The organism is Streptomyces sp. NPDC111507 (assembly GCF_055638955.1).
Genome location: NZ_JBVKBU010000013.1, coordinates 17,159 through 43,477 on the forward strand (window position 1 = coordinate 17,159; position 26,319 = coordinate 43,477).

24 protein-coding genes are annotated in these 26,319 nt (G+C 70.9%); 7 read left to right on the forward strand and 17 right to left on the reverse strand.

Annotated features, from left to right (window positions below):
- Positions 1-22: 22 nt before the first annotated feature.
- From ACZ7M2_RS37270 to ACZ7M2_RS37280, 3 genes are all read right to left on the reverse strand, one after another.
- Positions 23-799: an ABC transporter permease gene (locus tag ACZ7M2_RS37270; RefSeq protein ID WP_060899887.1), complete on the reverse strand. Its 777-nt coding sequence runs from the start codon at positions 797-799 to the stop codon at positions 23-25.
- Positions 796-1,812 (reverse strand): ATP-binding cassette domain-containing protein, encoded by a 1,017-nt coding sequence (locus ACZ7M2_RS37275; protein ID WP_471599053.1) that lies wholly within the window; start codon positions 1,810-1,812, stop codon positions 796-798. The genes ACZ7M2_RS37270 and ACZ7M2_RS37275 overlap by 4 nt, the downstream gene beginning before the upstream one ends.
- Positions 1,813-2,003: 191 nt before the next feature.
- Positions 2,004-2,654, reverse strand: a complete 651-nt coding sequence (locus tag ACZ7M2_RS37280; protein WP_471599054.1) for a PadR family transcriptional regulator — start codon at positions 2,652-2,654, stop codon at positions 2,004-2,006.
- A gap of 251 nt (positions 2,655-2,905) precedes the next feature.
- Between ACZ7M2_RS37280 and ACZ7M2_RS37285 the strand changes: the two genes are divergently transcribed.
- Both ACZ7M2_RS37285 and ACZ7M2_RS37290 read left to right on the forward strand, forming a co-directional pair.
- Positions 2,906-4,456: an amino acid permease gene (locus ACZ7M2_RS37285; RefSeq protein ID WP_471599055.1), complete on the forward strand. Its 1,551-nt coding sequence runs from the start codon at positions 2,906-2,908 to the stop codon at positions 4,454-4,456.
- A gap of 36 nt (positions 4,457-4,492) precedes the next feature.
- Positions 4,493-5,440: an RluA family pseudouridine synthase gene (locus ACZ7M2_RS37290; RefSeq protein WP_471599056.1), complete on the forward strand. Its 948-nt coding sequence runs from the start codon at positions 4,493-4,495 to the stop codon at positions 5,438-5,440.
- Positions 5,441-5,456: 16 nt separating this feature from the next.
- Here the strand turns inward: ACZ7M2_RS37290 and ACZ7M2_RS37295 are convergent, their stop codons facing one another.
- From ACZ7M2_RS37295 to ACZ7M2_RS37320, 6 genes are all read right to left on the reverse strand, one after another.
- Complete coding sequence (locus ACZ7M2_RS37295; RefSeq protein WP_471599057.1) at positions 5,457-6,926, reverse strand: cytochrome P450; 1,470 nt, start codon at positions 6,924-6,926, stop codon at positions 5,457-5,459.
- A 138-nt stretch (positions 6,927-7,064) separates the two neighbouring features.
- Complete coding sequence (locus ACZ7M2_RS37300) at positions 7,065-7,685, reverse strand: GTP-binding protein (RefSeq protein WP_471599058.1); 621 nt, start codon at positions 7,683-7,685, stop codon at positions 7,065-7,067.
- Positions 7,666-8,103, reverse strand: a complete 438-nt coding sequence (locus ACZ7M2_RS37305) for a DUF742 domain-containing protein (RefSeq protein WP_352048007.1) — start codon at positions 8,101-8,103, stop codon at positions 7,666-7,668. The genes ACZ7M2_RS37300 and ACZ7M2_RS37305 overlap by 20 nt, the downstream gene beginning before the upstream one ends.
- Positions 8,100-8,507 (reverse strand): roadblock/LC7 domain-containing protein, encoded by a 408-nt coding sequence (locus tag ACZ7M2_RS37310; protein WP_352048008.1) that lies wholly within the window; start codon positions 8,505-8,507, stop codon positions 8,100-8,102. The genes ACZ7M2_RS37305 and ACZ7M2_RS37310 overlap by 4 nt, the downstream gene beginning before the upstream one ends.
- Entirely contained in the window at positions 8,504-10,114 is a 1,611-nt protein-coding gene (locus tag ACZ7M2_RS37315; protein WP_471599059.1) for an ATP-binding protein, read from the reverse strand. The genes ACZ7M2_RS37310 and ACZ7M2_RS37315 overlap by 4 nt, the downstream gene beginning before the upstream one ends.
- 290 nt (positions 10,115-10,404) lie before the next feature.
- A complete protein-coding gene (locus ACZ7M2_RS37320) occupies positions 10,405-11,031 on the reverse strand; it encodes a TetR/AcrR family transcriptional regulator (RefSeq protein ID WP_471599060.1) in 627 nt (208 codons plus the stop codon).
- Here ACZ7M2_RS37320 and ACZ7M2_RS37325 point away from each other — a divergent pair.
- The 5 genes from ACZ7M2_RS37325 to atzF all read left to right on the forward strand — a co-directional run bounded on the left by ACZ7M2_RS37325 (position 11,030) and on the right by atzF (position 17,996).
- On the forward strand, positions 11,030-11,194 hold the full coding sequence (locus tag ACZ7M2_RS37325; protein WP_471599061.1) for a hypothetical protein: 165 nt from the start codon (positions 11,030-11,032) through the stop codon (positions 11,192-11,194). The two genes, ACZ7M2_RS37320 and ACZ7M2_RS37325, sit on opposite strands and share 2 nt — an antisense overlap.
- Positions 11,195-11,297: 103 nt before the next feature.
- Entirely contained in the window at positions 11,298-12,122 is an 825-nt protein-coding gene (locus tag ACZ7M2_RS37330) for an urea amidolyase associated protein UAAP1 (protein ID WP_471599062.1), read from the forward strand.
- Positions 12,119-12,724, forward strand: a complete 606-nt coding sequence (locus ACZ7M2_RS37335; RefSeq protein ID WP_471599063.1) for an urea amidolyase associated protein UAAP2 — start codon at positions 12,119-12,121, stop codon at positions 12,722-12,724. Before ACZ7M2_RS37330 ends, ACZ7M2_RS37335 begins: the two co-directional genes overlap by 4 nt.
- Entirely contained in the window at positions 12,721-16,236 is a 3,516-nt protein-coding gene (locus tag ACZ7M2_RS37340; protein ID WP_471599064.1) for a 5-oxoprolinase/urea amidolyase family protein, read from the forward strand. The genes ACZ7M2_RS37335 and ACZ7M2_RS37340 overlap by 4 nt, the downstream gene beginning before the upstream one ends.
- 17 nt (positions 16,237-16,253) lie before the next feature.
- Positions 16,254-17,996 (forward strand): allophanate hydrolase, encoded by a 1,743-nt coding sequence (atzF, locus tag ACZ7M2_RS37345; protein WP_471599065.1) that lies wholly within the window; start codon positions 16,254-16,256, stop codon positions 17,994-17,996.
- A 201-nt stretch (positions 17,997-18,197) separates the two neighbouring features.
- Here the strand turns inward: atzF and ACZ7M2_RS37350 are convergent, their stop codons facing one another.
- From ACZ7M2_RS37350 to ACZ7M2_RS37385, 8 genes are all read right to left on the reverse strand, one after another.
- Positions 18,198-21,059 (reverse strand): DEAD/DEAH box helicase, encoded by a 2,862-nt coding sequence (locus ACZ7M2_RS37350; RefSeq protein WP_471599066.1) that lies wholly within the window; start codon positions 21,057-21,059, stop codon positions 18,198-18,200.
- A gap of 40 nt (positions 21,060-21,099) precedes the next feature.
- On the reverse strand, positions 21,100-21,990 hold the full coding sequence (locus tag ACZ7M2_RS37355) for a diacylglycerol kinase (RefSeq protein ID WP_471599067.1): 891 nt from the start codon (positions 21,988-21,990) through the stop codon (positions 21,100-21,102).
- Between the two features lie 31 nt (positions 21,991-22,021).
- Entirely contained in the window at positions 22,022-22,969 is a 948-nt protein-coding gene (gene tatC, locus ACZ7M2_RS37360) for a twin-arginine translocase subunit TatC (RefSeq protein WP_352052342.1), read from the reverse strand.
- Positions 22,970-23,016: 47 nt separating this feature from the next.
- Entirely contained in the window at positions 23,017-23,301 is a 285-nt protein-coding gene (tatA, locus tag ACZ7M2_RS37365; RefSeq protein ID WP_352052343.1) for a Sec-independent protein translocase subunit TatA, read from the reverse strand.
- 259 nt (positions 23,302-23,560) lie between these two features.
- A complete protein-coding gene (locus ACZ7M2_RS37370; protein ID WP_067365373.1) occupies positions 23,561-23,755 on the reverse strand; it encodes a hypothetical protein in 195 nt (64 codons plus the stop codon).
- A 10-nt stretch (positions 23,756-23,765) separates the two neighbouring features.
- The gene (locus tag ACZ7M2_RS37375; protein ID WP_471599202.1) at positions 23,766-24,026 is read right to left on the reverse strand and encodes a hypothetical protein; all 261 of its coding nucleotides are present in this window, start codon (positions 24,024-24,026) and stop codon (positions 23,766-23,768) included.
- A gap of 113 nt (positions 24,027-24,139) precedes the next feature.
- Complete coding sequence (locus tag ACZ7M2_RS37380; RefSeq protein ID WP_471599068.1) at positions 24,140-25,156, reverse strand: helix-turn-helix transcriptional regulator; 1,017 nt, start codon at positions 25,154-25,156, stop codon at positions 24,140-24,142.
- A gap of 17 nt (positions 25,157-25,173) precedes the next feature.
- Positions 25,174-26,127, reverse strand: coding sequence for a helix-turn-helix transcriptional regulator (locus tag ACZ7M2_RS37385; RefSeq protein WP_403694578.1), 954 nt, complete (start codon positions 26,125-26,127; stop codon positions 25,174-25,176).
- Positions 26,128-26,319 lie beyond the last annotated feature (192 nt).

Consider the following 26,319-nt stretch of genomic DNA (forward strand, 5'->3'; position numbering starts at 1 on the left):
CGCCACCCCCGGCCCCTCGGGGTCACACGGAACGCTGGTACGACCTGAACGTACGGATCGACAGCCACACCGCCGCCACGGCCAGCGCGAGCAGCGCGCCCGAGCGGCCGAGCACGACACCCCAGTCGGGATGCTCGGACATCGCCGAACGCCCCGCCACCATCGCCCAGTTGAGTGGATTGAAGTCGGCGATGTGCCGCATCCAGCCGGGCATCTGGGACGGGGCCATGAAGGCCGAGGAGAGGAAGGTCAGCGGCAGCAGCAGGAACGTGTTGATGCCGATGATCGACTCCCGCTCCCGGACCAGCATGCCCAGCGCGTTGGACAGCGCTCCGAAGATCGTGCCGAGCAGTACCGAGGCGACGATCAGGATCGCGATACCGCCGATTCCGCCCGGGTAGTCCGCGCCGCCCAGCAGGCCGAGCAGCACGATGATGACCGACTGCAGGGCGGTGATCAGGCCGTTGTTGACGACGTTGCCGTTCATCAGGGCGGCCCGGCTGACGGGCGTGGTCAGGAAGCGGTTGAGCGTGCCGCGCTGGATCTCGTCGAGCGTGCCCATGCCCGCCCACATGTTGGAGCTGAGCGCGCTCATCACGACCACGCCCGGGACGAGGTAGTCCAGATACGAGGTGGTGCCGAAGCCTCCGAGTTCGACGACCTTCTTGAAGAGGTTGCCGAACAGGAACAGCCAGATCACCGGCTGGATCAGGGTGATGATCGCGTACGCGGGCTGACGTGCGAACACCATCAGCTGACGCTGGGTCATGTACCAGGTCTGGGAGACGGCTGTGCTCATCGGGCACCTCCGGCGAGGACGAGGTTCTCGGCGCCTTCCGCTTCCGCCTCCGCGTAACGGCGGCCCGCGTAGCGGAGGTAGACGTCGTCGAGCGAGGGGCGGGCGACGGTCGCGGCGGCGACCCCGACCCCCGCCCGCTCCAGCACCCCGAGCAGGGCGGGCATCGCGGCGGCCCCGTCATCGGCGCGGACACTGACACGGCGGCCGTCGAACAGCGCCTCGTGCACGCCCGGCAGCCCGGTGAGGGCGCCGTTCAGCAGCGTACGACCGGCGTCTCCCAGGGCTTCGCGCAGTTCCACGTGGACGGCGTCACCGCGGAGTTCGCCCTTCAGGGCGTCCGGGGTGCCCTCGACCACGACACGCCCGCGGTCGACGATCGCGATGCGCTCGGCGAGCCGGTCGGCCTCCTCCAGGTAGTGCGTGGTGAGCAGGATGGTCAGCCCCTCGTCGCCGGCGAGGCGGGCGATCTCGTCCCACATCGCGGTGCGCGCCTCGGGGTCGAGTCCGGTGGTGGGCTCGTCGAGGAAGAGCACCTCGGGCCGGTGGACGAGACCGAGCGCGACGTCGAGCCGGCGCCGCATGCCGCCCGAGTAGCCCTTGACCGGGCGCCGCGCCGCGTCGGTGAGCGTGAAGCGGTCGAGCAGTTCGTCCACCCGGCGGTTCAGCCCGGCTCCCTTCAAGCCGTAGAGCCTGCCCTGGAGTTGGAGGTTCTCCCGGCCGGTGGCCACCGGGTCGGCGCCGGAGTTCTGGGCGACCACGCCGATCGCGCGGCGCACCCGGTCCGGATGGCGCAGCACGTCGTGCCCGGCCACGGTGGCGGTGCCCGAGTCGGGACGGGCCAGGGTGGTGAGGATCTTGACGGTGGTGGACTTGCCGGCGCCGTTCGGGCCGAGCAGGCCGAAGACGGTGCCGGTCTCGACGGTGACGTCCATACCGCTGAGCGCGGTGACGTCACCCGGGTAGGTCTTGATCAGCTGACGCGCCTCGACCGCGGGCGCACGGGTACTGCTCATGACGACTGCTCTCCTGTGTGAGCGGTGATCTCGGGTGGGTGTGCCGAGCCGATCCGCGTGAAGAGCGCCGGGCTATCCTGGGTGTGCCGCACCTCGATGGCCCGGAGCTGCCTCACGGCGGGTTCGGTTCGGGGTTCGAGACCCCGGCGGGGCTGCTGCAACAGCGCTGCCGGGGTCATTTCTCTGTCCGGCTACAGCCTTTCGACCTCACCGGCTTCCAGCTTCAGATACTCCTCGGGGACCTCCCCCGTCTCGCTGAAGGACCGCCACTCCTTCACGCCCGGAAACGTGCCCTCGGTGACCTCCGCCAGGAAGCCGCGGACCCATTCCGCCTCCGCCTCGATCATGTGCAGGTTGAACTCGGCCTCGATCAGGAAGAGCCGGGGCAGCGTCTCGTGGAGCTTCTCCAGGCCGCCGCGCAGACTCGCGGCCCGCACCTCCAGCATGTTGAGCCGCTCTCCCAACAGGCGAGCCACCTCGTCGGGATGGAGCACGCCCATCAGTGAGAGCGCGGCCTCGAAGATCGGATACTCCTCCGCCGGGACGGCGAGCAGATCCGACAGCCACTCCGTGGCCTCCACACGTCCGGCGTCCGTGATGCCGTACAGCGTGCGCTCGGGGCGGTTGCCCTGTCGCTGCACCTCCGCGACCTCGACGAAGCCGTGCTTCTCCAGGTTCTGCACGACGGTGTAGAGCGAGCCATAGTTGATCTTCAGGCTGGTGTCCTTGCCCCGTCGGCGCAGGGTCTGGGCGATCTCGTACGGATGCATCGGCTTCTCGGTGAGCAGCACCATGACCGCGAGCGCCAGCGGATTGCTCAGCTTCCGGCGTTTCGTCGCCATGATGACCTCACCTCGTTTCCGAATATCCGTGGACGAACATATCGCGTGTACGCGGCGAGCGTCAATACACACGATGTATCGCGATCCTCCACGGGGCGCAAGGGCGTGAGGACTTAGGCCCGACCCCGACACGGCCGTGTCATGCGAGCGAAACAGGCACTCCCTAATTTCTGTCACCCGACAGGAATCCGGCTCACGCCGTCCAGCACACCCACCCCGCCCACCCTTCCGCGCCGAAGGCAGGTGCCGCCGTGACCACCACCGCCCCCTCCGACGTACGCCCCGACCCTCCGGAGTCCTCCGGCGACCGCTCGCTGGCCGAGTTCGGCTACCGCCAGGAGCTGCACCGCAGCCTCGGCCGGTACGCCTCGTTCGCCGCCGGCTTCTCCTTCATCTCCGTCCTGACGACCGTCTTCCAGTTCTTCGCCTTCGGGTACGCGTTCGGCGGCCCCGTCTTCTTCTGGACCTGGCCGGCCGTGCTGGTGGGCCAGTTGGCGGTCGCCGCCTGCTTCGCGGAGCTGGCCGCGCGCTATCCGATCTCGGGCGCGATCTACCAGTGGTCCTCGCGTCTGTCGAACCTCTCCTTCGGCTGGTTCGCCGGCTGGATCATGGTGATCGGGCAGATCGTGGTGGTCGCGGCGGCGGCGCTCGCGCTGCAGATGGTGCTGCCCGCGATCTGGTCCGGCTTCCAGCTGGTCGGCAGCGATCCGGCTCCCACCAGTCCCGACGGCGCGGCCAACGCGGCGGTCCTCGGCGTGATCCTCCTCGTGCTGACCACACTGGTGAACGTCATCGACAACCGCGTGATGTCGATGATCAACCGCATCGGTGTCACCGCCGAGATCATCGGCGCCGTCCTGATCATCGTGCTCCTGCTCACCCACTCCGAGCGCTCCCCCGGCATCACCTTCCACACCGGCCAGGGCGGCACCGGCCTGTTCGGGGCGCTGATGGTGGGCTCGTTCATGGCCGCGTACGTCATGATCGGCTTCGACAGCGCCGGTGAGATGAGCGAGGAGACCCACAACCCGCGCCGCACCGCACCCCGCACGATCCTCACCGCGCTCGGCGCCGCGGGTCTGCTCGGCGGACTGATCGTGCTCGGCGGACTGCTCGCCGCGCCCAGCCTCACCGACGGCCGTCTCGGCGTCGACGGTCTGAGCTACGTCCTGACCAGCAGCCTCGGCGACGGGGTCGGCCGCGCGCTGCTGGCCGACGTCGTGGTGGCCATCGCGGTGGCGACCCTGGCGATCCAGACCGCCGCCTGCCGCATGCTCTTCTCGATGGCCCGCGACCACCAGCTCCCCTTCTCCCGCCGCCTCCGCGCGGTCAACCCGCGCACCGGCATGCCGAGCGCTCCCGCCCTGGTCGTCGGCGTCCTCGCCGCCGCCCTGCTACTGCTCGACTTCGCCTCCCCGGACGCCTTCCTGGCGATCGGCACCACCTGCATCGTGATGCTGTACCTGGCGTACGCGATGGTGACCGGCCCGCTGCTGGTCCGCAGGCTGCGCGGGGAGTTCACCGCCGACGGCACCGACGAGAGGGGTGCCCCGCTCTTCTCGCTGGGCCGCTGGGGCCTCCCCGTCAACGCGATCGCCCTCGTCTACGGCCTCTTCATGACCGTCAACCTCGCCTGGCCGCGCGCGGCGGTGTACGACCCGGCGGGCGGGCACTGGTACTTCCAGTGGTTCACGGTGCTGTTCCTGGGCCTGACGCTGGTCGCGGGCGCCGTCTACCGGGCGTACCGGGCGCGGACACCTGTGGCCCAGACTCCCGAGGTGGTCCCGGCCTCGTACGCCTGAAGCCCTCCCCCGCCCGCGCCTCGTACGCTTGACCAGGTGAGACGCAGACCCCGGATCCCGCCCTCCCCCCTCCCGCAGCGCGAGGGAGTCGACCCCGTGCGGATCAGGCTGCCGCGGGACGGGGAGTGGGCCACCGTGCGGGAGCATCTGGTGGAGCGGCTCGCAGCGGGGGCCGGGGTGATCGACGGGATGCTCGGGGACGGGCTGATCGTCGGCGCCGACGGGCGTCCGGTGGCGCCCGACGCGGCATACGAGCCGGGGATGTTCGTGTGGTTCCACCGGGAGCTGCCCGACGAGGTACCGGTGCCGTTCGCCCTCGACGTGGTGTACCGCGACGATCACATCGTCGTCGCAGACAAGCCGCACTTCCTCGCCACCACCCCGCGCGGGAGCCATGTCGCCGAGACGGCGCTGGCCCGGCTGCGGCGGGAGCTCGGCCTGCCGGCGATCGGCGCCGCCCACCGGCTGGACCGCCTCACCGCCGGGCTCGTGCTGTTCACCGTGCGGCCCGAGGAGCGCGGCGCCTACCAGACGCAGTTCCGCGACCGGCTGGTCCGCAAGGAGTACGAGGCGGTGGCCCCGTACGACGCGGGGCTCGCGCTGCCCCGGACGGTCACCAGCCGGATCGTGAAGGAGCGCGGGGTGCTGGCCGCTCGCGAGGTGGCGGGCGAGCCGAACGCCCTCACGGAGGTCGAACTCACCGGCCACCGCGCCGGACTGGGGCGCTACCGCCTGCTGCCGCGCACCGGGCAGACCCATCAACTGCGGGTGCACATGAACACGTTGGGCGTGCCGATCCTCGGCGATCCGCTCTACCCGGTGGTGACCGGCCCCGTGCCGGCCGGCGACTTCCGGCGCCCGCTCCAACTGCTCGCGCGGGTGCTGGAGTTCACCGATCCGGTCACGGGGCGCGCGCACCGGTTCGTCAGTGGGCGGGCACTGCGGGCCTGGTCCTCGTACGACGACTGGGCCCGGGAGGCGTGATCGTCGGCGGCCGGGCTCAGTAGCCGCGCCACCAGCGCAGGAAGCGCTGCCAGGCGCCGAGTCGGCGCACGGGTTCCGGTGTCGGCGGCAGGGCGGGCGGTGCCACGGGTGCCGGGGCGGGCGCCGCGGCCGGCTCGTCCGTCGTGACCTCCAGGCTCGGCCGCTGCCGCGGGAGGGGGTTGATGGAGGGCACGTCCTCGACGTCCTGGGGCGCCTGCGGCGCGAAGTACACCGGAAGCTCCACCAGGTGGCGCGAGGACATCGACGAGCGCCAGCGCAACTCGTCCTCGTCGCCCTCGAGTTCGACGTCGGGCAGCCGGATCAGCAGTGCCTCGACCCCGACGTCCGCGATGGCACGGCCGATGTCCTGGCCCGGGCACTCGTGGGGGCCGCCGCCGAAGGCGAGGTGGGCGCGGTTGCCCATCATGTTGGCCTTGAGGTCGGGACGCACCTTGGGGTCGATGTTGCCCGGCGCGATCCCCAGGATCAGACCGTCGCCCCGGAGGATCTCCCGGCCGCCCAACTCCGTGTCCTGCTTGGCGAAGTAGCCGAGGACCGCGCTGAACGGCGGCTCGTCCCACAGGGACTGCTCGACCGCCTGGGGCACCGTCATCTGGCCGCCGTTCAGCTGGGCGCGGAAGCGCGGGTCGGTGAGCACCACGCGCAGCACGTTGGCGAGCAGGTTGGCCGTGGCCTCGTACGCGGCGAGCAGCACCAGGCGCAGATGCTGGGAGACCTCGTCGTCGGTGAGCTGGGCCGGGTGGTTGATCAGGACGCTGGTGAAGTCCCCGGTGGTCTCGGCCCGGCGCCGGGCGGTGTGCCGGATCAGGATGTTCATGACGTACTCGTTGCTGGCGATCGCGGTTTCGGTGCCCCTGAGCAGGTCGCGGGTGGCCTGCACCAGCCGGTCGTCGTACTCGTCGGGCATGCCGAGGATCTCGCACAGCACGGCCATCGGCAGGTGCTCGGCGAACTGGCTGACCAGGTCGGCCCGGCCCTTCTCGCAGAACCGGTTGACGAGCAGCTGGGTCGCGCGGTTGATGTGCCGCCGGATGGTGCGGTGGTTGATGGTCGACATGGCACCGATGACCGCGCCGCGCAGCCGCAGGTGTTCGTCGCCCTCGGCGTGGGAACAGATCGGCTGCCAGGCGATGTGCGGCGCGAGGGGGTGGTCGGCGCCGGCCGTGCCGTCCTGGACGGCCTTCCACAGCCGGCTGTCCCGGGAGAAGTGTGTGGGGGTGCTCACCAGGTGCAGGTTCTCGGCATGGCCGAGCACCACCCAGATCGGCACGTCGTTGTGGAGCAGGACGGGGGCGACCGCACCGTGCTCCTGACGGAGTTTCTCGTACAGGTCTCCCAGGTCGTCCGCCTCGGGGCCGTACAGCCGGTGCAGCCCGCCGGGACCGAGGCCGTGGGCGGGGCAGCCGGGCGGCGGGGCGAGCGTACGGTCGTCCGTACCGGCCGGGAAGTGGGATTCAGACGTCACGGTGATCGCTCCGAAACTGAAGTGGATCCGGTGTCTTGGGGGTGTCCCGGTTCTTGGGGGTGTCCGGGTTCTTGGGGGTGTCCGGGTTCTTGGGGGTGGTCCGGTGTCTTGGGACGGGAGTGGTGGCCGCCGCGGGCATCAGGCGCGCGCCTGGCTCATCGTGAGCGAGTACAGGAAGTGCATCAGCGTCATCAGGACGTCCCGGCTGGAGGCCCGGCGGCGCGCGTCGCACTGCACGATCGGGATGTCCTCGGACAGGTCGAGCGCGGCGCGCAGGTCCTCGATCGGATAGCTGGGCGCGTCCGGGAAGGTGTTCATGGCGACGACGAAGGGCACACCACGCTCCTCCAGACGGCCGATCACGTCGAAGCTGACTTCCAGGCGGCGGGTGTCGATCAGTACGACCGCGCCGAGCGCGCCTTCGAAGAGGCCGTTCCACAGGAACCAGAAGCGCTCCTGGCCGGGGGTGCCGAAGAGGTAGAGCACCAGCCGTTCCGTGATGCTGATGCGGCCGAAGTCCATGGCGACGGTGGTCGCGGTCTTGGTCTCCGAGCCGTAGTTGTCGTCGATGCCGATACCGGCCTGCGTCATGGTTTCCTCGGTGGTCAGCGGTTTGATCTCGCTGACGGCACCCACCATGGTCGTCTTGCCGACTCCGAACCCGCCCACGATCACGATCTTCACGGCGGCTTGCGCCGTGTGCGGCAGATGGTCCTCGGCGCGCGGGCCGGTGATCGTCTCAGAGCTTTTGAAGTCCATGCATCACCGCTTCGAGGAGGGAACGGTCGGGGAGCGCCGAGCGAACGATCGGGGCGCGTGCCTGTACCAGTTCGGCCGCCAGCAGCTCGGTGAGCAGGACGGTCACCACGCTGAACGGCAGATTGAGATAGGCCGAGAGCTCGGCCACGGACAGTGGGGCCTGGCAGAGCCGGAGCAGCGCCGACTGCTCCGGCTGGGTGGTGGGTGTCGGCGCGTCGGCGTGCGCCACGATCAAGGTGACCAGGTCCAGGTCGGCGCGCTCGCCCGCCTCGCCCCCACCGGTGAGCAGATACAGGCGCCCGGGGTTCTTGGGGTCCTCTTCCTCACCGTCTTCCTCGCCCTCTTGGGGAGGCCGCTCCCGGGGAGGCTCGGTGAACTCTTCCTTGGGGTATCGCCGTCGGCGTTGCGGAGGAGTCATACGGTCTGCCCGTTGCGCCTCGGCGGACTGGTCAGATGGGCGCCGATCCGGGCGACGAGGTCGCTCATGCGGTTGCTCATGAGGCCGGGCTCCGCGATCTGGTTGGCGAGGACCGCGAGATAGGCGTTGGCCCCGGCGGACATGAGATAGAAGTAGCCTCCGTCGATCTCGATGAGGACCATCTTCATCGTGCCGTCGCTGCTGGGAACCTCGCCCGCGACCGCCGCTGCCAGGCTCTGCAGGCCCGCGCAGGCCGCGGCGACACGGTCGGCGGCATCCGGGTTGCCGCCGTAGCGTGCGATGCGCAGTCCGTCGGCGGAGAGCACCACGATCTGTTGGATTCCCGGTACACCGTCAGCGAGATCCCTGAGCATCCAGTCGAAGTTGTCCCGCTGATGGATCACTTGAGGTCCCCCTCGTCGTCGGCCTCCGCGGCCGCCTGGTTCTTCCTGGTGAACGCGTCGGGATCCGGGTCACGCTTGAGGCCCTCCCAGAACGCCTCGACCCAGTGCCCCGGTGGCTTCTCCTTTTCCTTCTCCTTCTCCTGCTTCTTCGGGGCGGCGGGCACCGTGCCCCAGGAGGGCGCCGCGGCGGCGGCCGCCGCCGCTTCCTCGGCGGCGAGCCGGGCGGCCTCGGCGTACCGCTCCTTGAGCGGGATCTTGACCCGGCTGCGCCGCTGCGGCAGGCCGTTGGGCGTCCACTCGGTGACCAGGGGGGCGTCGTCGTCCCTGGACCCGTCTTCCTGCTCGGGGAGGCGGGGTCCGGTGGTCGGGCGGCGCTTCTTCGGCTTGCGGTCGGGCCCCTCGACCCCGTCGGTGTCCATGGTCGCGGTCGAGTTCGCGCCGATGCCGTGGGCGAGGGAGGCCGCGGGGTCCTTGGTGAGCATGTTGCTCGGCACCACGACGACCGCGCGGACACCGCCGTAGGCGGACTGCCGGAGCGCGATCGCCATGTCGTACATCTTCGAGAGCCGGCCGACGACGGAGATGCCGAGCCGGGGGGCCTCGCCGAGGACCTGGAGGTCGGTGCCGGCCGCGGCCTGCCGGAGCAGTTCCTCCATCTTGCCGCGGGCCTCGTCGCTGAAGCTGACGCCGGAGTCCTCGATCTCGATGGCGACACCGGTCTGCACCTTGAGTGCGGTCAGGTGCACCTTGCTGTTCGGCGGCGAATAGCGCGTCGCGTTGTCGAGGAGTTCGGCGACCGCGTGGATGACCGGTTCGACGTGGATGCCGTTGACGTTGACGTCGGCGATCGAGTGCAGCTCGATGCGCCGGTACTCGAGGATCCGGGACATCGCGCCGCGCATCACGCTGAACAACGGAACGGGCTTGGGCCAGTTGCGGCCCGGGCGGCCGCCGCCGAGCACCGCGATGGAGTCGGCGAGGCGGCCGATCAGCGCGGTGCCGTGGTCGATGCGCAGCAGGTCGTCGAAGACCTCGGGGTTGCGCCCGTGGTCCTCCTCCATCTCGCGGAGTTCCTTGTTCTGCTGGTGGACGATCGCCTGCACGCGGCGGGCGATGTTGACGAAGGAGCGGTGCGAGGAGTCGAGCAGCAGCTTCTCGGTGTCCAGCAGCTGGAGGACGGTGCCCAGCAGGTCCCGTTCCACCTCGGAGATCTGCGGCAGGCTGGGGTCGTCGTCGCCGAAGCGGAGCGCCACGCTGTCGGGGTTCATGCCGCGGTTCATGCGCCGGATCGCGGCGGGCAGGACTTCGTGGTGGAAGCGCACGACGTCCTGGTCGTGGGCGGCGATGCGCTGTTCCAGGTACGCGGTACGGCGGGCCAGTTCGGCGCGCACGGCACGGATGACGCGGCCACGGCGTACGGCTTCGGCGGCGACCGCGATCACCAGCAGCGTCGCGACGGCGCCGCACCAGCCGACGGCGGCCCGGGCCGGGCCCGTCACCAAGGCGACGGCGGCCCCGGTCACCGCGGCCATCAGTATGGCCGGCGGCAACAGCACGCGCGCGTAGGGAAGTTCACGGCCACCGGGAGGCGATTGAACACTCACCATGTATGCCCTCTGAGACAAATCGGCTGGGGTAGGGGGGAGTTCGTGGGGAAACTACGTGGTCAAACCGAATCTTCGGAACTTTTGGGAACAAGCGCACGATTACATCTCAACTCGGTGCGCTGCGGGCGAGCTTAGTCCGACCGGATCATCGCCGTGTCATATTCAGCAACCGCCTGAAATCGCCCGAGCGACAGGAGTACTCTCGGCCATTTACACGCTCAGGCTTCGTTCGCACACGGTGAGTAGTGGCGTACTGGCATGCGAAAATCGCACCCCCACAGGGCGGTAGGTCAGATTCCGGCGATCCGCAGCGCCGCGTCGGCGGTTGCTTCGGCGAAGGCGGACACGGGCCGCTCGGGGTCGGACCGGTGCACGAGGATCACCCCTTCGATGAGGCCGAACAGCAGATCCGTCCGCAGGTCGAGTTCACTCTTGACGAGCGCGCCACCCGTCGTGGTCGCGGCCAGCAACTGCCGGTAGGTGTCCTTCAACTCGGCCCGTACGGCGTGGAAGCCGGCGAAGCGCTCGGCGCGCACCTCGGGCAGCAGATACAGCCCGCCCAGGTTGTGCGGGCCCCCGCAGAGCAGCTCCACGTCGGTGCGGCACAGCTCCCACAGCCGGCTCTCGGGCGGGGTCGCGTCGTCGGCGAGGAGCTCCCGGGCGAAGGCGAGCGAGGGTGTGACGGTCGACTCCAGGAGCTCGGCGAGCAGCTCCTCCTTGCCGGAGACGTAGTGGTACATCGACGCCTGGCGCATCCCGGCCCGCTCGGCGACGGCGCGGGTGGTCGTCGCGGCGTAGCCGTGCGTCGTGAACAACTCGGCGGCGGCGTCGAGCAGTTCGTCCCGCGGCGACAGTCCGCTGTCCGGCCGTTGCGCAGCCCGGGGCCGCCCGACCCGTCGCCCACCACCACTTCCCATGCGTTCGATCCTCGCACACGGCACCACCCCCAAGGCGCGCGAGGAACCACGCCCCCAGCCACCACCGGCCCGCGGCTCCACACCCACGACACACCCCACCCATCAGGGGCGCGAGGAACTGCGCGCCCCGCCACGAACGACCCGCACCCTCAAGCCGGCGTGAGGGGTCGGTTACCGTCCGGCAACACTCGGGACACGGCCCCGACCCTCCCCGCCCCTAATTTCTGTCGAGCGACAGAAACCACCCAGGAGCCGGAGGACTCGCGATGGCGACAGCGACCACTTACGGAGCCCGTGCCCACGCCCGGGCGCAAGCGGGCTCCCGCACGGAGGCCATGCCCGTCGTCCCGGCGAGCGCCTGGCCCGCGCCGCCCTGCGAGGCGGGCCATCTGGTGTGGGCGGAGACGGTGGCGGGCGGCAACTACACGCACAAGGTGCTGGCCCGCGGTACGGAACTCAGGCTCACCGACCTCAGGGGCGACGCCTGCGCACACCTGCTCCTGTACGCCGCCGACCGCCCCTGGGAACGCCTGAACGTGGCGGACACGGTCAAGGTCCAGTGGAACGCCTACCTCGGCGAGGGGCAGCTGCTCCTCTCCGACCAGGGCCGCGTCCTCGCCGCCCTGGTCACCGACACCTCGGGCCGCCACGACACGCTCTGCGGCACCTCCACCCTCGTACGCAACACCCGGCGCTACGGCGACGGAACCCCGCAGTCCACCTCCCCCGCCGGCCGCGAACTGTTCAAGCTGGCCGCCGCCAAGAACGGACTCGAACCCCGCGATCTGCCACCCTCGCTCTCCTTCTTCCAGGGCGTGAAGGTCCGTGACGACGGCTCGCTGGACTTCACCGGTTCCGCGGGCCCCGGCGGCAGCGTGACGCTCCGCGCCGAGCAGGACGTGACCGTGCTGATCGCGAACGTGCCGCACCCCGCCGACCCCCGTACGGAGTACGTCAGCACGCCCCTGGAGGTCCTCGCCTGGCGCGCGGCCGCGACCGCGCCCGGCGACCCGCTGTGGGAGGCCACGCCCGAGGGCCGCCGCGCCTTCCTGAACACCGCCGAGTTCCTTGCCGCGAGGGGGATCGCATGAAGACCGTGGTTTTGGCCCGGGCCGCCTGGTCCGCCGTCGTCCGCGCCGGAGAGACGCTCACCGTCACCGACCTGCACGGCAACCAGGCCGTCGACTTCCTGGTGTACGACGCCCACGACACGACCGTCCGCTACAGCGCGCCCGACACGATCCACGCGCAGGGCAATCTCTTCCTCACCACCGGCAGCGTGCTGATGTCCAATGAGCACACCCCGCTGATGACCGTGGTCGCGGACGAGGTCGGCCGGCACGACACGGTCGGCGGCGCCTGCTCCAAGGAGTCGAACACCCTGCGGTACGGCCACCACACCTGGCCCCAGCATGCCTGCGTGGACAACTTCCTCGCGGAGGGCGCCAAGTACGGCCTCGGCAAGCGCGATCTCGTCTCGAACATCAACTGGTACATGAACGTGCCGGTCGAGAAGGACGGCACCCTCGGCATCGTCGACGGCATCTCGGCCCCGGGGCTCACACTGACCCTGCGCGCCGAGTGCGACGTCCTCGTGCTGGTCTCCAACTGCCCCCAGATCAACAACCCCTGCAACGGCTTCGAGCCGACCGCGGTGGAAATGACCATCGAGGCGAGCGGGGCGACGGGATGACCTTCGACACCCTGCTGGTCGCCAACCGCGGCGAGATCGCGGTACGGATCATCCGCACGGCCCGCGAACTCGGCCTGCGCACGGTCGCCGTGTACTCGGACGCCGACCGCTCCGCGCCCCACGTCCGGCTCGCCGACGAGGCGGTACGGCTGGGGCCCGCGCCCGCGAAGGAGTCCTATCTCGACGCCGACCTCGTCCTGAAGGCGGCCAAGGACACCGGGGCCGGGGCGATCCACCCCGGGTACGGCTTCCTGTCCGAGGACGCGGCCTTCGCGCGGCGCTGCGAGGACGCCGGGATCGTGTTCGTGGGTCCGACGCCCGAGCAGCTGGAGCTGTTCGGGGCGAAGCACACGGCGCGGGCGGCGGCGGAGGCGGCCGGGGTGCCGCTCGCGCCCGGCACGGGACTTCTCCCCGGTCTCGCCGAGGCTCTGGAGGCGGCCACCCGCATCGGCTATCCCGTCATGCTGAAGGCCACCGGCGGTGGCGGCGGCATCGGTATGTCGGCATGTCGCTCCGCCGATGAACTGACCGGGGCATGGGAGCGGGTACAGCGCGTCGCCGCCGCCTCCTTCTCCTCCGCCGGGGTCTTCCTGGAGCGGCTGGTGGAGCACGCCCGCCATGTCGAGGTACAGGTCTTCGGCGACGGCCGGGGCCGGGTCGTCACCTTCGGCGACCGGGACTGCTCGCTCCAGCGCCGCAACCAGAAGGTGCTGGAGGAGGCCCCCGCACCGGGCCTGCCGCCTTCCGTGCGCGCCCAACTCGCCGCTGCCGCACGAGACTTGTGTGCCGCCGTCGGATACCGCTCGGCCGGAACCGTCGAGTTCGTCTACGACGCCGCCCGCGAGGAGGCCTACTTCCTGGAGGTCAACACCCGCCTCCAGGTGGAGCATCCGGTCACCGAGGAGATCTACGGCGTCGACCTCGTCGCCTGGATGCTGCGGCTCGCGCGCGGGGAGTCGGAGGTCGTACGCGATCCGGGGGTGCCGCGCGGTCACGCCGTCGAGGCCCGGGTGTACGCCGAGGACCCCTCGCGCGACCACCGGCCGAGCGCGGGCCTGCTCACGCGGGTCGAGTTCCCCGGCGGCGTCCGCGTGGACGGCTGGGTGGAGACGGGCACCGAGGTGACCACCTCGTACGACCCGATGCTCGCGAAGGTCATCGCGTACGGCCCGGACCGGGCGCACGCGCTGGAACGCCTCGACGAGGCGCTGGCCAGGACCCGGGTGGACGGTATCGAGACGAACCTGGGGCTGGTGCGGGCCGCGCTCGCCGAACCGTCCTTCCGGCGGGCGACGCACTCGACGGCGACGCTGGCCGAAGTCAGCGATCCCACGCAGCGCGTCGAGGTCGTCTCCGGCGGGACCCTCACCACGGTCCAGGACTGGCCGGGCCGCACCGGCCACTGGCAGGTGGGCGTGCCCCCGTGCGGTCCGATGGACGACCTCTCCTTCCGGCTCGGCAACCGCGCCCTCGGCAACCACGAGGGGGCACCCGGTCTGGAGTGCACCCTCCAGGGGCCGACCCTGCGCTTCACCCATGCCACGACGGTGTGCGTCACGGGCGCACCGGCGCGGGTCACCGTGGACGGCGCGGCGGTCGCGCAGTGGGAACCGGTGACGGTACCGGCGGGGGCCCTGCTGGAGGTCGGCTCCCCCACCGAACACGGCCTGCGCACATACGTGCTCTTCGCGGGCGGGGGCCTGGACGTACCGGCGTTCCTCGGCAGCGCGTCCACGTTCACGCTGGGCCGATTCGGCGGGCACGGAGGCCGCGCCCTGCGCACGGGCGACGTACTGCACGGCGGCTCGGCGTCGGATCAGGGGGCGCCGGTACCGGTCGGCGAGCGCCCCGGGTTCTCCTCCACCTGGCGGGTCGGCGCGCTCGAAGGCCCGCACGCCGCACCGGAGTTCTTCACCGAGGACGACATCCACGACTTCTACGCCGCCGACTGGAAGGTCCACTTCAACTCGGCGCGCACGGGCGTACGGCTGATCGGCCCGAAGCCCCGCTGGGCGCGCACGGACGGCGGCGAGGCGGGCCTGCACCCGTCCAACATCCACGACACGCCGTACTCGGTCGGCGCCGTCGACTACACCGGCGACATGCCGGTGCTGCTCGGCCCGGACGGCCCCTCGCTCGGCGGCTTCGTCTGCCCGGCGACGGTCGTCAGCACGGAACGCTGGAAGCTCGGCCAGTTCCGCCCCGGTGACACCGTGCGCTTCGCACCGCTGGCCGACGACGGCTCGCCGCGGCCCGCGATCGTCGACGGCGGGGTGCTCGCGCGGGACGGCGACGTGACGTACCGCCGCAGCGGCGACGACAACCTGCTGGTCGAATTCGGGCCCATGCACCTGGACCTGGCGCTGCGCATGCGGGTCCACGCGCTGATGGAAGCCGTGGCCGAGTCCGCGCTCGACGGCGTCACGGACCTGACCCCCGGCATCCGCTCCCTGCAGATCCGGACGGACCCCGGCAGGCTTGCGCAACGCGAACTCCTCGCCCTGGTGCGGGAGACGGTCCGCACGCTCCCTCCGAGCGACCAGTTGGTCGTCCCCTCCCGCACGGTGCACCTCCCCCTCTCCTGGGACGACCCCGCGACCCGCGAGGCGATCGCCCGCTACATGGCGGGCGTCCGCGACGACGCGCCCTGGTGCCCGTGGAACATCGAGTTCATCCGCCGCGTGAACGGCCTCGACTCGGTGGACGACGTGTACCGCACGGTGTTCGACGCGGAGTACCTCGTCCTGGGCCTGGGCGACGTCTACCTCGGCGCACCGGTGGCCACCCCGCTGGACCCGCGCCACCGCCTGGTGACCACCAAGTACAACCCGGCGCGCACCTGGACCGCCGAGAACTCGGTCGGCATCGGCGGCGCCTACCTCTGCGTCTACGGCATGGAGGGCCCCGGCGGCTACCAGTTCGTCGGCCGTACGACCCAGGTGTGGTCGGGGTGGCAGCAGCGCGGCGCGTTCGAGCCGGGCTCGCCCTGGCTGCTGCGCTTCTTCGACCGCATCAAGTGGTACGCCGTCGAGCCCGACGAACTCCTCGACCTGCGCGCCGACATCATCTCGGGCCGTTTCGTGCCCCGGATCGAGGAGGGCGTCTTCTCACTCGCCGAGTACGAGGCCTTCCTCGCCGCCCACGCCACGTCCATCGCGGAGTTCCGGGCCAGGCAGGGCGCCGCGTTCTCCGCCGAGCGGGACGCCTGGGAGGCGGCGGGCGAGTTCGACCGCGCGGACGCCGCGTCCACGCCCGCGGCGCCCGCCGCCGAGGTGACCGTCCCCCCGGGCGGCCGTCTGATCGAGGCCGAGTTCGCGGCCTCCGTATGGCAGCTGAACGTCAAGCCGGGCGACCGGGTGACGACCGGCCAGCCCCTGCTGGCGCTGGAGGCGATGAAGATGGAGTCCAGGGTGCCCGCCCCGATGGACGGAGTGGTCCGACAAGTCCTCACCAAGCCCGGCGCCCAGGTCGAAGCGGGCACAGTACTGGTGGTCCTGGCACCGGTGAGCTGAGAACACGCCGGTGGTCTGTGGGCAGGCGCTCCGCGAGGGGCGGAACGGGTGGGCACAGACCATCCACCGGCCCGCGCCCGAAGAACAAGGAGCAACGCATGTCCGCCCTGACCCGAGTCCGCCTGGCCTACGCCCGCATCGAAACCGTCGACCGCCCCGAGATCTGGATCGACCTCCGCCCCCAGGCAGAGGTCGAGAAGGAAGCCCAGGCCATCGACGCCCGCCTCGCCGCGGGCGAACACCTCCCCCTCGCCGGCAAGCTCCTCGCCGTGAAGGGCAACATCGACGTGGCCGGCCTGAAGACCACCGCGGGCTGCCCGGCCTACGCGTACACCCCGGAGGGCGACGCCCCCGCGGTCGCCCGCCTCCGCACGGCCGGCGCGCTCGTCCTCGGCACCACGAACCTCGACCAGTTCGCCACCGGCCTGGTCGGCACCCGCTCCCCGCACGGCGCCGTACGAGGCGCCCTGGACCCGGCCAGGATCAGCGGCGGCTCCAGCTCGGGATCGGCCGTGGCCGTGGCCCTCGGCATCGTCGACCTCGCCCTCGGCACCGACACGGCCGGCTCCGGACGCGTCCCCGCCGCCTTCAACGGCATCGTCGGCCTCAAGCCCACCCGCGGCCTGGTCCCGGCCACCGGTGTCGTCCCGGCCTGCGCCTCGCTCGACTGCGTGAGCGTCTTCGCCCGTACGCTCCCGGAGGCCGAGCAGGCCCTCGCGTACCTGGCGTCCCCCTCCGGACGCGAACTCCCCGCACTCCCCCAAAGGGCCCCCGGCCCCTGGCGCGTCGCCGTCCCCCCAACGACCCAGCTCGGCGAACTCGACGAAGGCTGGGCGCAGGCGTACGAGGCCGCCGTGGAGCAGTTCGTCGCGGCCGGGGCCGAGGTGCGCACGCTCGACCTCACCCCGTTCACCGAGGCGGCGGCGATGCTCTACGAGGGCGCGTTCGTCGCCGAGCGCTACACGGCGGTGGGAAGTTTTGTCGACAAGTTGATCAGTGAGGGGGGTGCGGGTCTCGACCCGACCGTCGCCGGGATCATCACCCGCGCCCGGAACATCCCGGCCCACCAGCTCTTCGCCGACCAGGACCGGCTGGCGGCCCTGCGCACCCGGGCCCTCGCCGAACTCGGCGACGCGGACGCCCTGTTGCTGCCGACCGCACCCGGCCACCCCACGCTCGCGGAGGTCGCGGCCGACCCGCTCGGCGCAAACGCCCGCCTGGGCCGCTTCACCAACTCCACGAACCTCTTCGACCTGGCGGCGGTCGCCGTCCCGGCCGGTCTCACGCCCGCCGCTCTGCCCTTCGGCGTGATGCTGATCGGCCCGGCGTTCACCGACGAACGCCTCGTCCGGATCGCCGCGCTGCTCCAGCCGGTGCTGCGGATCGCGGTGGTCGGCGCCCACCTGTCCGGCCAGCCGCTCAACCCCCAGCTCCTGTCCCTGGGCGCGGAGTGGGAACGTACGACCACGACGGCACCCGCCTACCGGCTGCACGCACTGTCCACCACCCCGCCCAAGCCGGGCCTGGTCCACGTCGGCGAGAGCGCCGGAGCCGGCATCGAGGCCGAGGTGTGGCGACTGCCCGCGGCGGGCCTCGGCCGGCTGGTCGCCGACCTGCCCCGGCCGATGGCACTGGGCCGGGTCGAACTGGCCGACGGCACCCACGTGCCCGGCTTCCTGTGCGAGCCCGCGGCGCTCGAAGGCGCCGAGGACATCACGAAGTACGGCGGCTGGCGCAGCTACCTCCAAACCCGCGCCTGACCTCACGGCCGTGGTCGGGCGGGAGCCGGAAAGCCGCCGCGTCACGATGCGTCACGTCAACAAGCATCGCCTGCTGGACGCCCACACCGGCCGCCCCGTGCCGCTTGAGGGGCGCACGAGGCCTCACCGAGCTGGAGCTGACAGGAAAGCGCGCCGTCCCCGGCAGGGAGGCGGCGCGCCACGAGCGACCGGGCCGCAGGCTCAGCCCACCGACGAGTAGGCGACCACTCCGCGCAGCAGGCCGTCGACCGCCTTGCGCGCGTTCTTCGCGACCGTCGACCTCTCACCGCCGGCGACCGGCGCGGCGGCCGAGATCTGGCCCAGCACGTCGATGACCTGCTTGCACCAGCGGACGAAGTCACCGGCCGGCATCTCCGCCTCGCGCAGCACCTCGTCGAGGCCCTTGCCGGAAGCCCACTCGTAGGCCGCCCAGGCGAAGCCGAGGTCCGGCTCGCGCTGGCCGACGCCCTCGGACTGGGTGATCCGGAAGTCCTCCTCCAGCGCGTCGAGACGGCCCCAGATGCGGACCATCTCACCGAGCGCCGCCTTGGCCTTGCCGGACGGCAGCTTCGGCGCCATCGCGTCGTCGCCGACGCGCGACTCGTACACCAACGCCGAGACGCAGGCCGCGAGTTCGGCCGGGTCGAGACCTTCCCAGACCCCGGCGCGCAGGCATTCGCTGGCCAGCAGGTCGAGTTCGCCGTACAGCCGGGCGAGCCGTCTGCCGTGCTCCGTGGCCTCGTCGCCGCGCAGGTAGTCCAGCTCGGTGAGGAGGGCGACGATCCGGTCGAAGGTGCGGGCGATGGTGTTCGTCCGGCCCTCGATGCGGTTCTCCAACTGTTTGGTGTCGCGCAGCAGCCGGTGGTAGCGCTCGGCCCAACGGGCGTGGTCCTCGCGGTCGTTGCACCCGTGGCAGGGGTGGGCACGGATCGCGGTGCGCAGCCGGGCGATCTCCCGGTCGTCGGCGGCCTCGGAGCGGCGCTTGCGCAGCCGGTCGGGGACGATGTGCCCGGCCTTGGTGCGCAGCGCGGAGGCGAGGTCGCGCCGGGACTGCGGGGAGCGCGGGTTGAAGGACTTCGGGATGCGCATCCGCTCCAGCGCCTCGACCGGCACCGGGAAGTCCATCGAGGCCAGTCGCTTCACCTGACGCTCGGCGGTGAGGACCAGCGGGCGTGGCCCGTCGTGGTGTTCGAAGCCGCGGTGACCGTTGGACCGGCCCGCGGGCAGCCCCGGGTCGAGGACCAGCGCCAGGCCCGCGAACTTGCCCGTCGGGACATGGATGATGTCGCCGGGCTTGAGCTTCTCCAGTGCCACGGCCGCCTCGGCGCGCCGCTGTGCCGCGCCCTGCTTGGCGAGCTCCGTCTCGCGGTCCTTGAGTTCGCGGCGCAGTCGCGCGTACTCGTCGAAGTCCCCGAGGTGGCAGGTCATGGACTCCTTGTAGCCCTCAAGACCCTCCTCGTTGCGCTGCACCTGCCGGGAGATCCCGACCACCGACTTGTCGGCCTGGAACTGCGCGAAGGACGTCTCCAGCAGCTCGCGCGAGCGGTGCCGGCCGAACTGCTCGACCAGGTTCACGGCCATGTTGTACGACGGCTTGAAGCTGGAGCGCAGGGGGTAGGTGCGGGTGCCCGCGAGTCCCGCCAGGTGGTCGGGGCTGAAGCCGCGCTGCCACAACACGACGGCGTGGCCCTCGACATCGATGCCGCGCCGCCCGGCACGGCCGGTAAGCTGGGTGTACTCGCCGGGTGTGATGTCGGCGTGCTGCTCGCCGTTCCACTTGACGAGCTTCTCCAACACCACCGAGCGGGCAGGCATGTTGATGCCCAGTGCCAGGGTCTCGGTCGCGAACACGGCCTTCACCAGGCCGCGTACGAAGAGTTCCTCGACGACTTCCTTGAACGTGGGCAGCATGCCCGCGTGGTGGGCCGCGATGCCGCGCTCCAGGCCCTCCAGCCACTCGTAGTAGCCCAGGACGTGCAGGTCCTCGGAGGGGATGGACGCGGTGCGCTCCTCGACGATCTCGCGGACCTTCGCGCGCGACTCCTCGTCGTTGAGCCTGAGGCCCGCGTACAGGCACTGCTGGACGGCGGCCTCGCAGGCGGCACGGCTGAAGATGAACGTGATCGCGGGCAGCAGGCCCTCGGCGTCGAGCCGTTCGATGACCTCGGGGCGGCCCGGCGTCCAGATCCGCGAGCGCTGCCGGCGCTCGCGCTCGCGGTCGGCCTCGCGCATGGCGCGGCCTCGTCTGCGGTCCTGGAACGACGGACGGCTGGCCTCCATCCGGGCCAGGCGGGTGAGATCGGGGTTGACCGCCTTCTTGTTGCCCTCGCCCTCCTCGAAGAGGTCGTACATCCGGCGCCCGGCCAGCACGTGCTGGAACAGCGGGACGGGCCGGTGCTCGGAGACGATCACCTCGGTGTGGCCGCGCACGGTGTCCAGCCAGTCGCCGAACTCCTCCGCGTTCGACACGGTCGCCGAGAGTGACACCAGGGTCACCGACTCCGGGAGGTGGATGATCACTTCCTCCCAGACGGCGCCGCGGAAGCGGTCGGAGAGGTAGTGCACCTCGTCCATGACCACATAGCCGAGGCCGAGAAGGGTCTGGGAGCCCGCGTACAGCATGTTGCGCAGCACCTCGGTGGTCATGACGACCACCGGGGCATCGGAGTTGACGCTGTTGTCGCCGGTGAGCAGGCCGACCTTGTCCGCGCCGTAGCGGCGGCACAGATCGGCGTACTTCTGGTTCGAGAGCGCCTTGATCGGCGTGGTGTAGAAGCACTTCTTGCCCTGCTGGAGGGCGAGGTGGACGGCGAACTCGCCGACGACCGTCTTGCCCGAGCCCGTGGGCGCGGCCACGAGCACACCCTTGCCCGCTTCGAGCGCCTGGCAGGCCTCGATCTGGTAGGGGTCGAGGCCGAAGTCGTACATCTCGCGGAAGGAGGCGAGCGCGGTGGCCTGCTCGACAGCGCGCTTCCGTGCTGCCGCATACCGCTCGGCCGGTGAGAGGTCCTCTGTCATCGTGCTTTCGAGACTACCGGCAGGCACTGACAACATGACGATCAATATCCGGATCTGTTTATCTCAAACCCCGGATTCCCGCAGCTCAGGGAACGGCCACGCGCACCGCGGCGGGCACGCACTCCGCCGTGAGCGGCAGCGGCCCCAGCGGCTCCCCGTCCGCGTACGCGGTGACACCCTCGGCGACGAGCTCGACCTTGACGGCCCGGTGCACGGTGACGACGGGGTGATCGAGGTGGGTGCCCCGGTAGACCCTGGGGAACACCTTGAGCAGGGTCGTACGGCTGCACTCCCCGACGACCGTGACGTCGAACAGCCCGTCCTCCAGGTCGGCGTCCGCGCAGATCCTCATCCCGCCGCCGTACGACGATCCGTTGCCGACCGCCACGAGGGTCGCCCCGATCTCCCGGACCTCGCCGTCGTCCAGGGTGATCCGGTACGGGAGGGGCTTGAGGGCGGCCAGTTCGGCGAGCATGGCGAGGTCGTACTTGAAGCGGCCGACCGGCCACCGCATGCGATTTCCACGATCGTTGACCCGGGAGTCGAAGCCGGAGGCGAGAACGGTGGCGAACCAGGTGCCGTTCACCCGGCCCAGGTCGATGTCGCGCAGCCGCGCCCCCTTGAGGGACTCGGCGATCAGCCGTCCCGCGGCCGCCGGGTCGCGCACCGGAAGTCCGAGGGCGCGGGCGAAGTCGTTCCCGGTGCCGGCGGCGACCAGACCGAGCGGGGTGCGGGTGCCGGCGACGGCCTGGAGGGCGAGGTTCGCCATGCCGTCGCCCCCGACGGCTATCAGGGCGCCGGTGCCGCCCTCGACGGCCGCACGCGCGCGTGTGAGGGCGTCCTCGGCGTTCTCCCCGAGGACCGTACGGACGGAGAATCCCGCCGCCCGCAATGCGAAAGCGGCCGGCTGCGCCGCGCGGGCGCCCCGGCCGCGTCCCGCGGTGGGGTTGACGAAGAGGGTGATCTCGCTGGTCACGGCCCCGACCTTACGAGATCACCGGGCTTCGTCAGGTCACGTCGTCATAACCGTTGACCCGGTCCGTGCTCGACTGCTCGGGCAGCGCGCGGTTCGCCGACACGCTCTCGACCTCGCCGATGTCCTCGGGCGTGAGGTCCAGGTCGGACGCCTCGTCGTCCGCAGGACCCTCGGCGGCACGCAGCCGCTTGCGCCGGTCGTTCAGCAGCGAGAAGACGACGGCGCCGAAGTACAGGACCCAGATCGGTACCGCGAGCGCCAGCATCGTCAGCGGGTCGGTGCTCGGCGTGGCGACGGCCGCGAACACCGTGATGCCCATGATCATGGCCCGCCACCAGCCGAGCATGCGCTTGCCGGTGAGGATGCCGGTGAGGTTGAGCATGACCAGCAGCAGCGGCAGCTCGAAGGAGAGACCGAAGACGAGCACCATGCGCGTGACCAGGTCGAGCAGGTCGTCCAGCGGCAACAGGTTGTTCACGCCGTCCGGCGTGAACCCCATCAGGACCTTCGCGGTGGTGGGCAGCACCTTGTAGGCGAAGAGCCCACCGGCGAAGAAGAGCGGAACGCCGGTGCCGACGAACGCGTACGCGTACTTCTTCTCGTTCCTGTGCAGACCCGGCGCGACGAACGCCCAGAGCTGGTAGAGCCAGATCGGGGAGGCGATCGCGACACCGGCCATCAACGAGACCTTCAACGCCAGGGTGAAGGGAGCTAGCAGACCGTTGATCGTGATCTGCGCGCACTGTTGGCCCTTGGGCATCTTCGCCAGCTGGGCGAAGGTCGAAGGACACCCGACAGAGTCCAGCACCGGCTTGGTGAAGAAGTTGATGATGTCGTTGTAGTAGAAGGCGGCCACGACCGTGACGATGACGATGGCCAGCATCGCCTTCGCGAGGCGGTTGCGGAGCTCACGAAGGTGGTCCGCAAGGGGCATCCGTCCCTCGGGATCCTTCTCCTTCTTGCGGGCAGACTTGAGCAACCCACGTCCTCATCTCGTGCGGCGGGCCGGAGGCGTCCGGCCCTGCGTCAGCGCTTGGTCGTGTCCGTCGGCTCGGTGACCGGGCGGGAGCTGGTCACATCGCCGGGCGCGGCCTGGATCGTGCGCTGAGCCGGGGTCTGCTCGTCGGTGCTGGGCGGACCGGCCGGGGCGGGGTTGCTGCCCTCGTCCTTCATCGCCTTGGCCTCGCTCTTCAGGATGCGCGCGGACTTGCCGAGGGAGCGCGCCATGTCCGGAAGCTTCTTCGCGCCGAACAGCAGGATGATGACGACGAGGATGAGAATGATCTCGGGAGCGCCGAGCCTTCCGAACATAAGTCTTTACCTTCTCACCGAGGCGGCTGGGTCGGGGTGCTGTCCGATCGGTCGGACATGTGCCCGAACGTCGTGATGACAGCGATCGTAACGCTCAGGGGTGAACGCGGGGCAATCCCTGTGCGTACTCCCAGTTCGCGGCCCGCGCCTCGTTCTCCGGACCGCGATCAGAAGCGTACCCGCCCTCACCGGCAAGTCGACAGGCTCAAACGCCTCATTGCCGATACCTCGACGGACTCATACCTGGATCCCTGGAAGGTCATACGGCATCCACAGAGCGCGCGACCCCGACGGCCGCCCGCTCCAGGTCGTCGGCCGCCTGGTTGATCCGGCGCGCCGAGTCCGTCACCTGCTTGCCCAGACGTTCCGCTTCCACGAAGACACGGACAGCGAGCACGCCGAGAACGGCGATTCCCAGAAAACCCACAACAATCGCGAACATCGGCCAGAACATGGGGTCGAGCCTAAGTCTTGGAGTGCAGGCGGAGTGTGCGCACCCCACCGCCGGTGAGGAGTTCGACGATGCGCTCGCCCGCGGGCTTGCGGACGGCCGAGCCGCACTCGGTGCAGGTGAAGGAGTAGAACGTGGTGCGGCTGGTGGCGCCGATGGCCAGCATCAGGGCGTTCGCCCTGAGCTCCAGAGCGGCCCGGCAGTCGGGGCAGCCGGCCTTGAACAGCACGTCGGCGACTCTGCGCATACCGGCGAACGCGGTGCCGACCGTCATCTCCGCCGCGCTCGAGGACACACCGGCGCGCTCCGTACCGCCCGCCTTCACCGACCCGCCGGCCCTCTGCGAGGTACCGGCTTTCCCCGACGCGCCCGACATCGCCGACGTGGTCAAAGCCCCTGCTCCTGACTGTCGTACGGTCCGTCCTGATCGCCCTTGAGCCCGTCGTAGGCCGCGAGCGCCTCCCGAGCCGCCTCACGGGCGCTGTCCGCCAGCTCGGGGGGCGACACGATCCGGCCGTCGCGGCCCAGGCGCAGCGCCAGCCGCCGCAGCGACGCGGGGTCGGGGGTCCGCAAGGTGATACGCAGCCCGCCCTCCGGCAGCTCATCCGCACTGTCGTGGGGGTAGTACTCCGCGACCCAGCGCCCGCCAGGACCGACCTCGACGACCACCTCGGGATCCTCGGCCGCGGGCTGCACCAGGCCCTCGGAGAGGTCCCGCAGCTCGATCTCGGGCGGCGCGGACGGCTCGTCGAGGATGCGGATCTCGGCGACCCGGTCGAGCCGGAAGGTGCGGCGCGCCTCGGAGCGGCGGCACCAGGCCTCCACGTACGTGTGCCCGACGCTGACCAGGCGGATCGGGTCGATCTCGCGCTCGGTGAGCTCGTCACGCGAGGGCGAGTAGTAGCGGATCCACAGCCTGCGCCGCTCGGAGATCGCCCGGTCGACGTCCGCGAAGACCCCGCCCTCGGACTCGAAGGTCACCGAGAGGCGGGAGCTGGCGCCCGCCGCCTCGCCCGAGGCGGCCTCCACCTTGGCGGTGGCGCGCAGCAGCGCCTGCCGGTCGCCCTCGCGCAGCCCGGGCAGCGTGGAGACCGCGCGGGCGGCCACCAGCAGCGCGGTCGCCTCGTCCGCGGCGATACGCAGGGGTTCGGCGACGTCGTCGGGGTTGTGCCACCAGATGCGGTCGCCGTCGGTGTCGATGTCGAGGAGGTCACCGCCGCGGAAGCTGGTCCCGCACAGCGGCAGCACGTCGAGGTCGGAGATCAGCTCGTCCTCGGTGATCCCGAAGGCCCGGGCGACATCACCGACGTGCGCGCCGGGGCGCTCGCGCAGATAGGTCACCAGGGACAGCATCCGCCGGGTCTGGTCGATCGCGTTCGTGGGCCTGGCCGGTTTTCCTGCCACGTTCTCTACGTTCCCCCTCAGCCCTTGGCCACGGCGCGCAGCCGGTCCACTACATCGGCCCGCAGCTCGGCGGGCTCCAGGACCACCACGTCGGGCCCGAACTCGACGAGCCAGGCGTCCAGGCCGTGCCCGTACGGAATCTCCAACTCGTCCCAGCCGTCGCCGAGTTCCCGTACGGAGACCGCTTTGGCCCGCAGCGGGTAGCCGGAGCCGGTGCGCAGCCGGATCAGCGCGGAGCGGTCGGCGATCTCGCCCGCCCAGCTCGCCACGGTCTCCCGCACGGTGACGACGTCGGGCACCTCGGCGGTGTAGCGCCCGGCGCGGGAGCGGACCCGGCCGGTGATCCGCGAGAGCCTGAAGACGCGCTCGGCGCCACGATCACGGTCCCAGCCCGCGAGGTACCAGTGGCCGCGCCAGCACTCCAGCGCCCACGGCTCGACCTGCCGGGTCTCGGGGTGGGCGGCGGTGGCCTTGCGGTAGTCGAAGACGACCGGGCGGCGGTCGCGGCAGGCCAGCATGAGCGGCTCGAAGGCCGCCTCGTGCACGGGGATGTGCGGCTCGAGGGCGCCATGCGCCTCGTACGGGTCGAAGTCCTCGGGCAGCCCGGCGGCGCGCAGCTTCTGCAACGCACCGCTGGCCGCGCCGGCCAGCCGGGCCTGCTGCCAGACCTTGGCGGCGAGGCCGAGGGCGGCGGCCTCCTCGGCGTCGAGGGTGACGGGCGGCAGGCGGTTGCTGTCGCGGCGGGCGAGATAGCCGACCTCGCCGTCGAGGTTCTCCACCGTCTCGATGACCAGGCCCAGCTCGCGCAGATCGTCCTTGTCGCGCTCGAACATCCGGTTGAAGGAGTCGTCCGACCCGGCTTCCAGATAGGCCTCGATGGACTCGCGGAGTTCGCGCTTGCTGAGCGGCCGCCGCGTCCCGAGCAGACACAGCGCGAGGTTCATCAGCCGCTCGGCCTTGGCAATGGCCATCGACGCCCTTCCTATGGTGCTTCCGACCGATGACCGTACCGCTCCGGAGTGCCCCGGCAAAAGCCGAGGGCCCATGCCCGGACAGGCATGGGCCCCAGGTGATCGGCTTCGGACGAATCCCGATCACAGAGCGTACGAAGATCGGGCGGGAACCCGACCCTCATGCTGATCGGATCACGACCCGATCCGGCT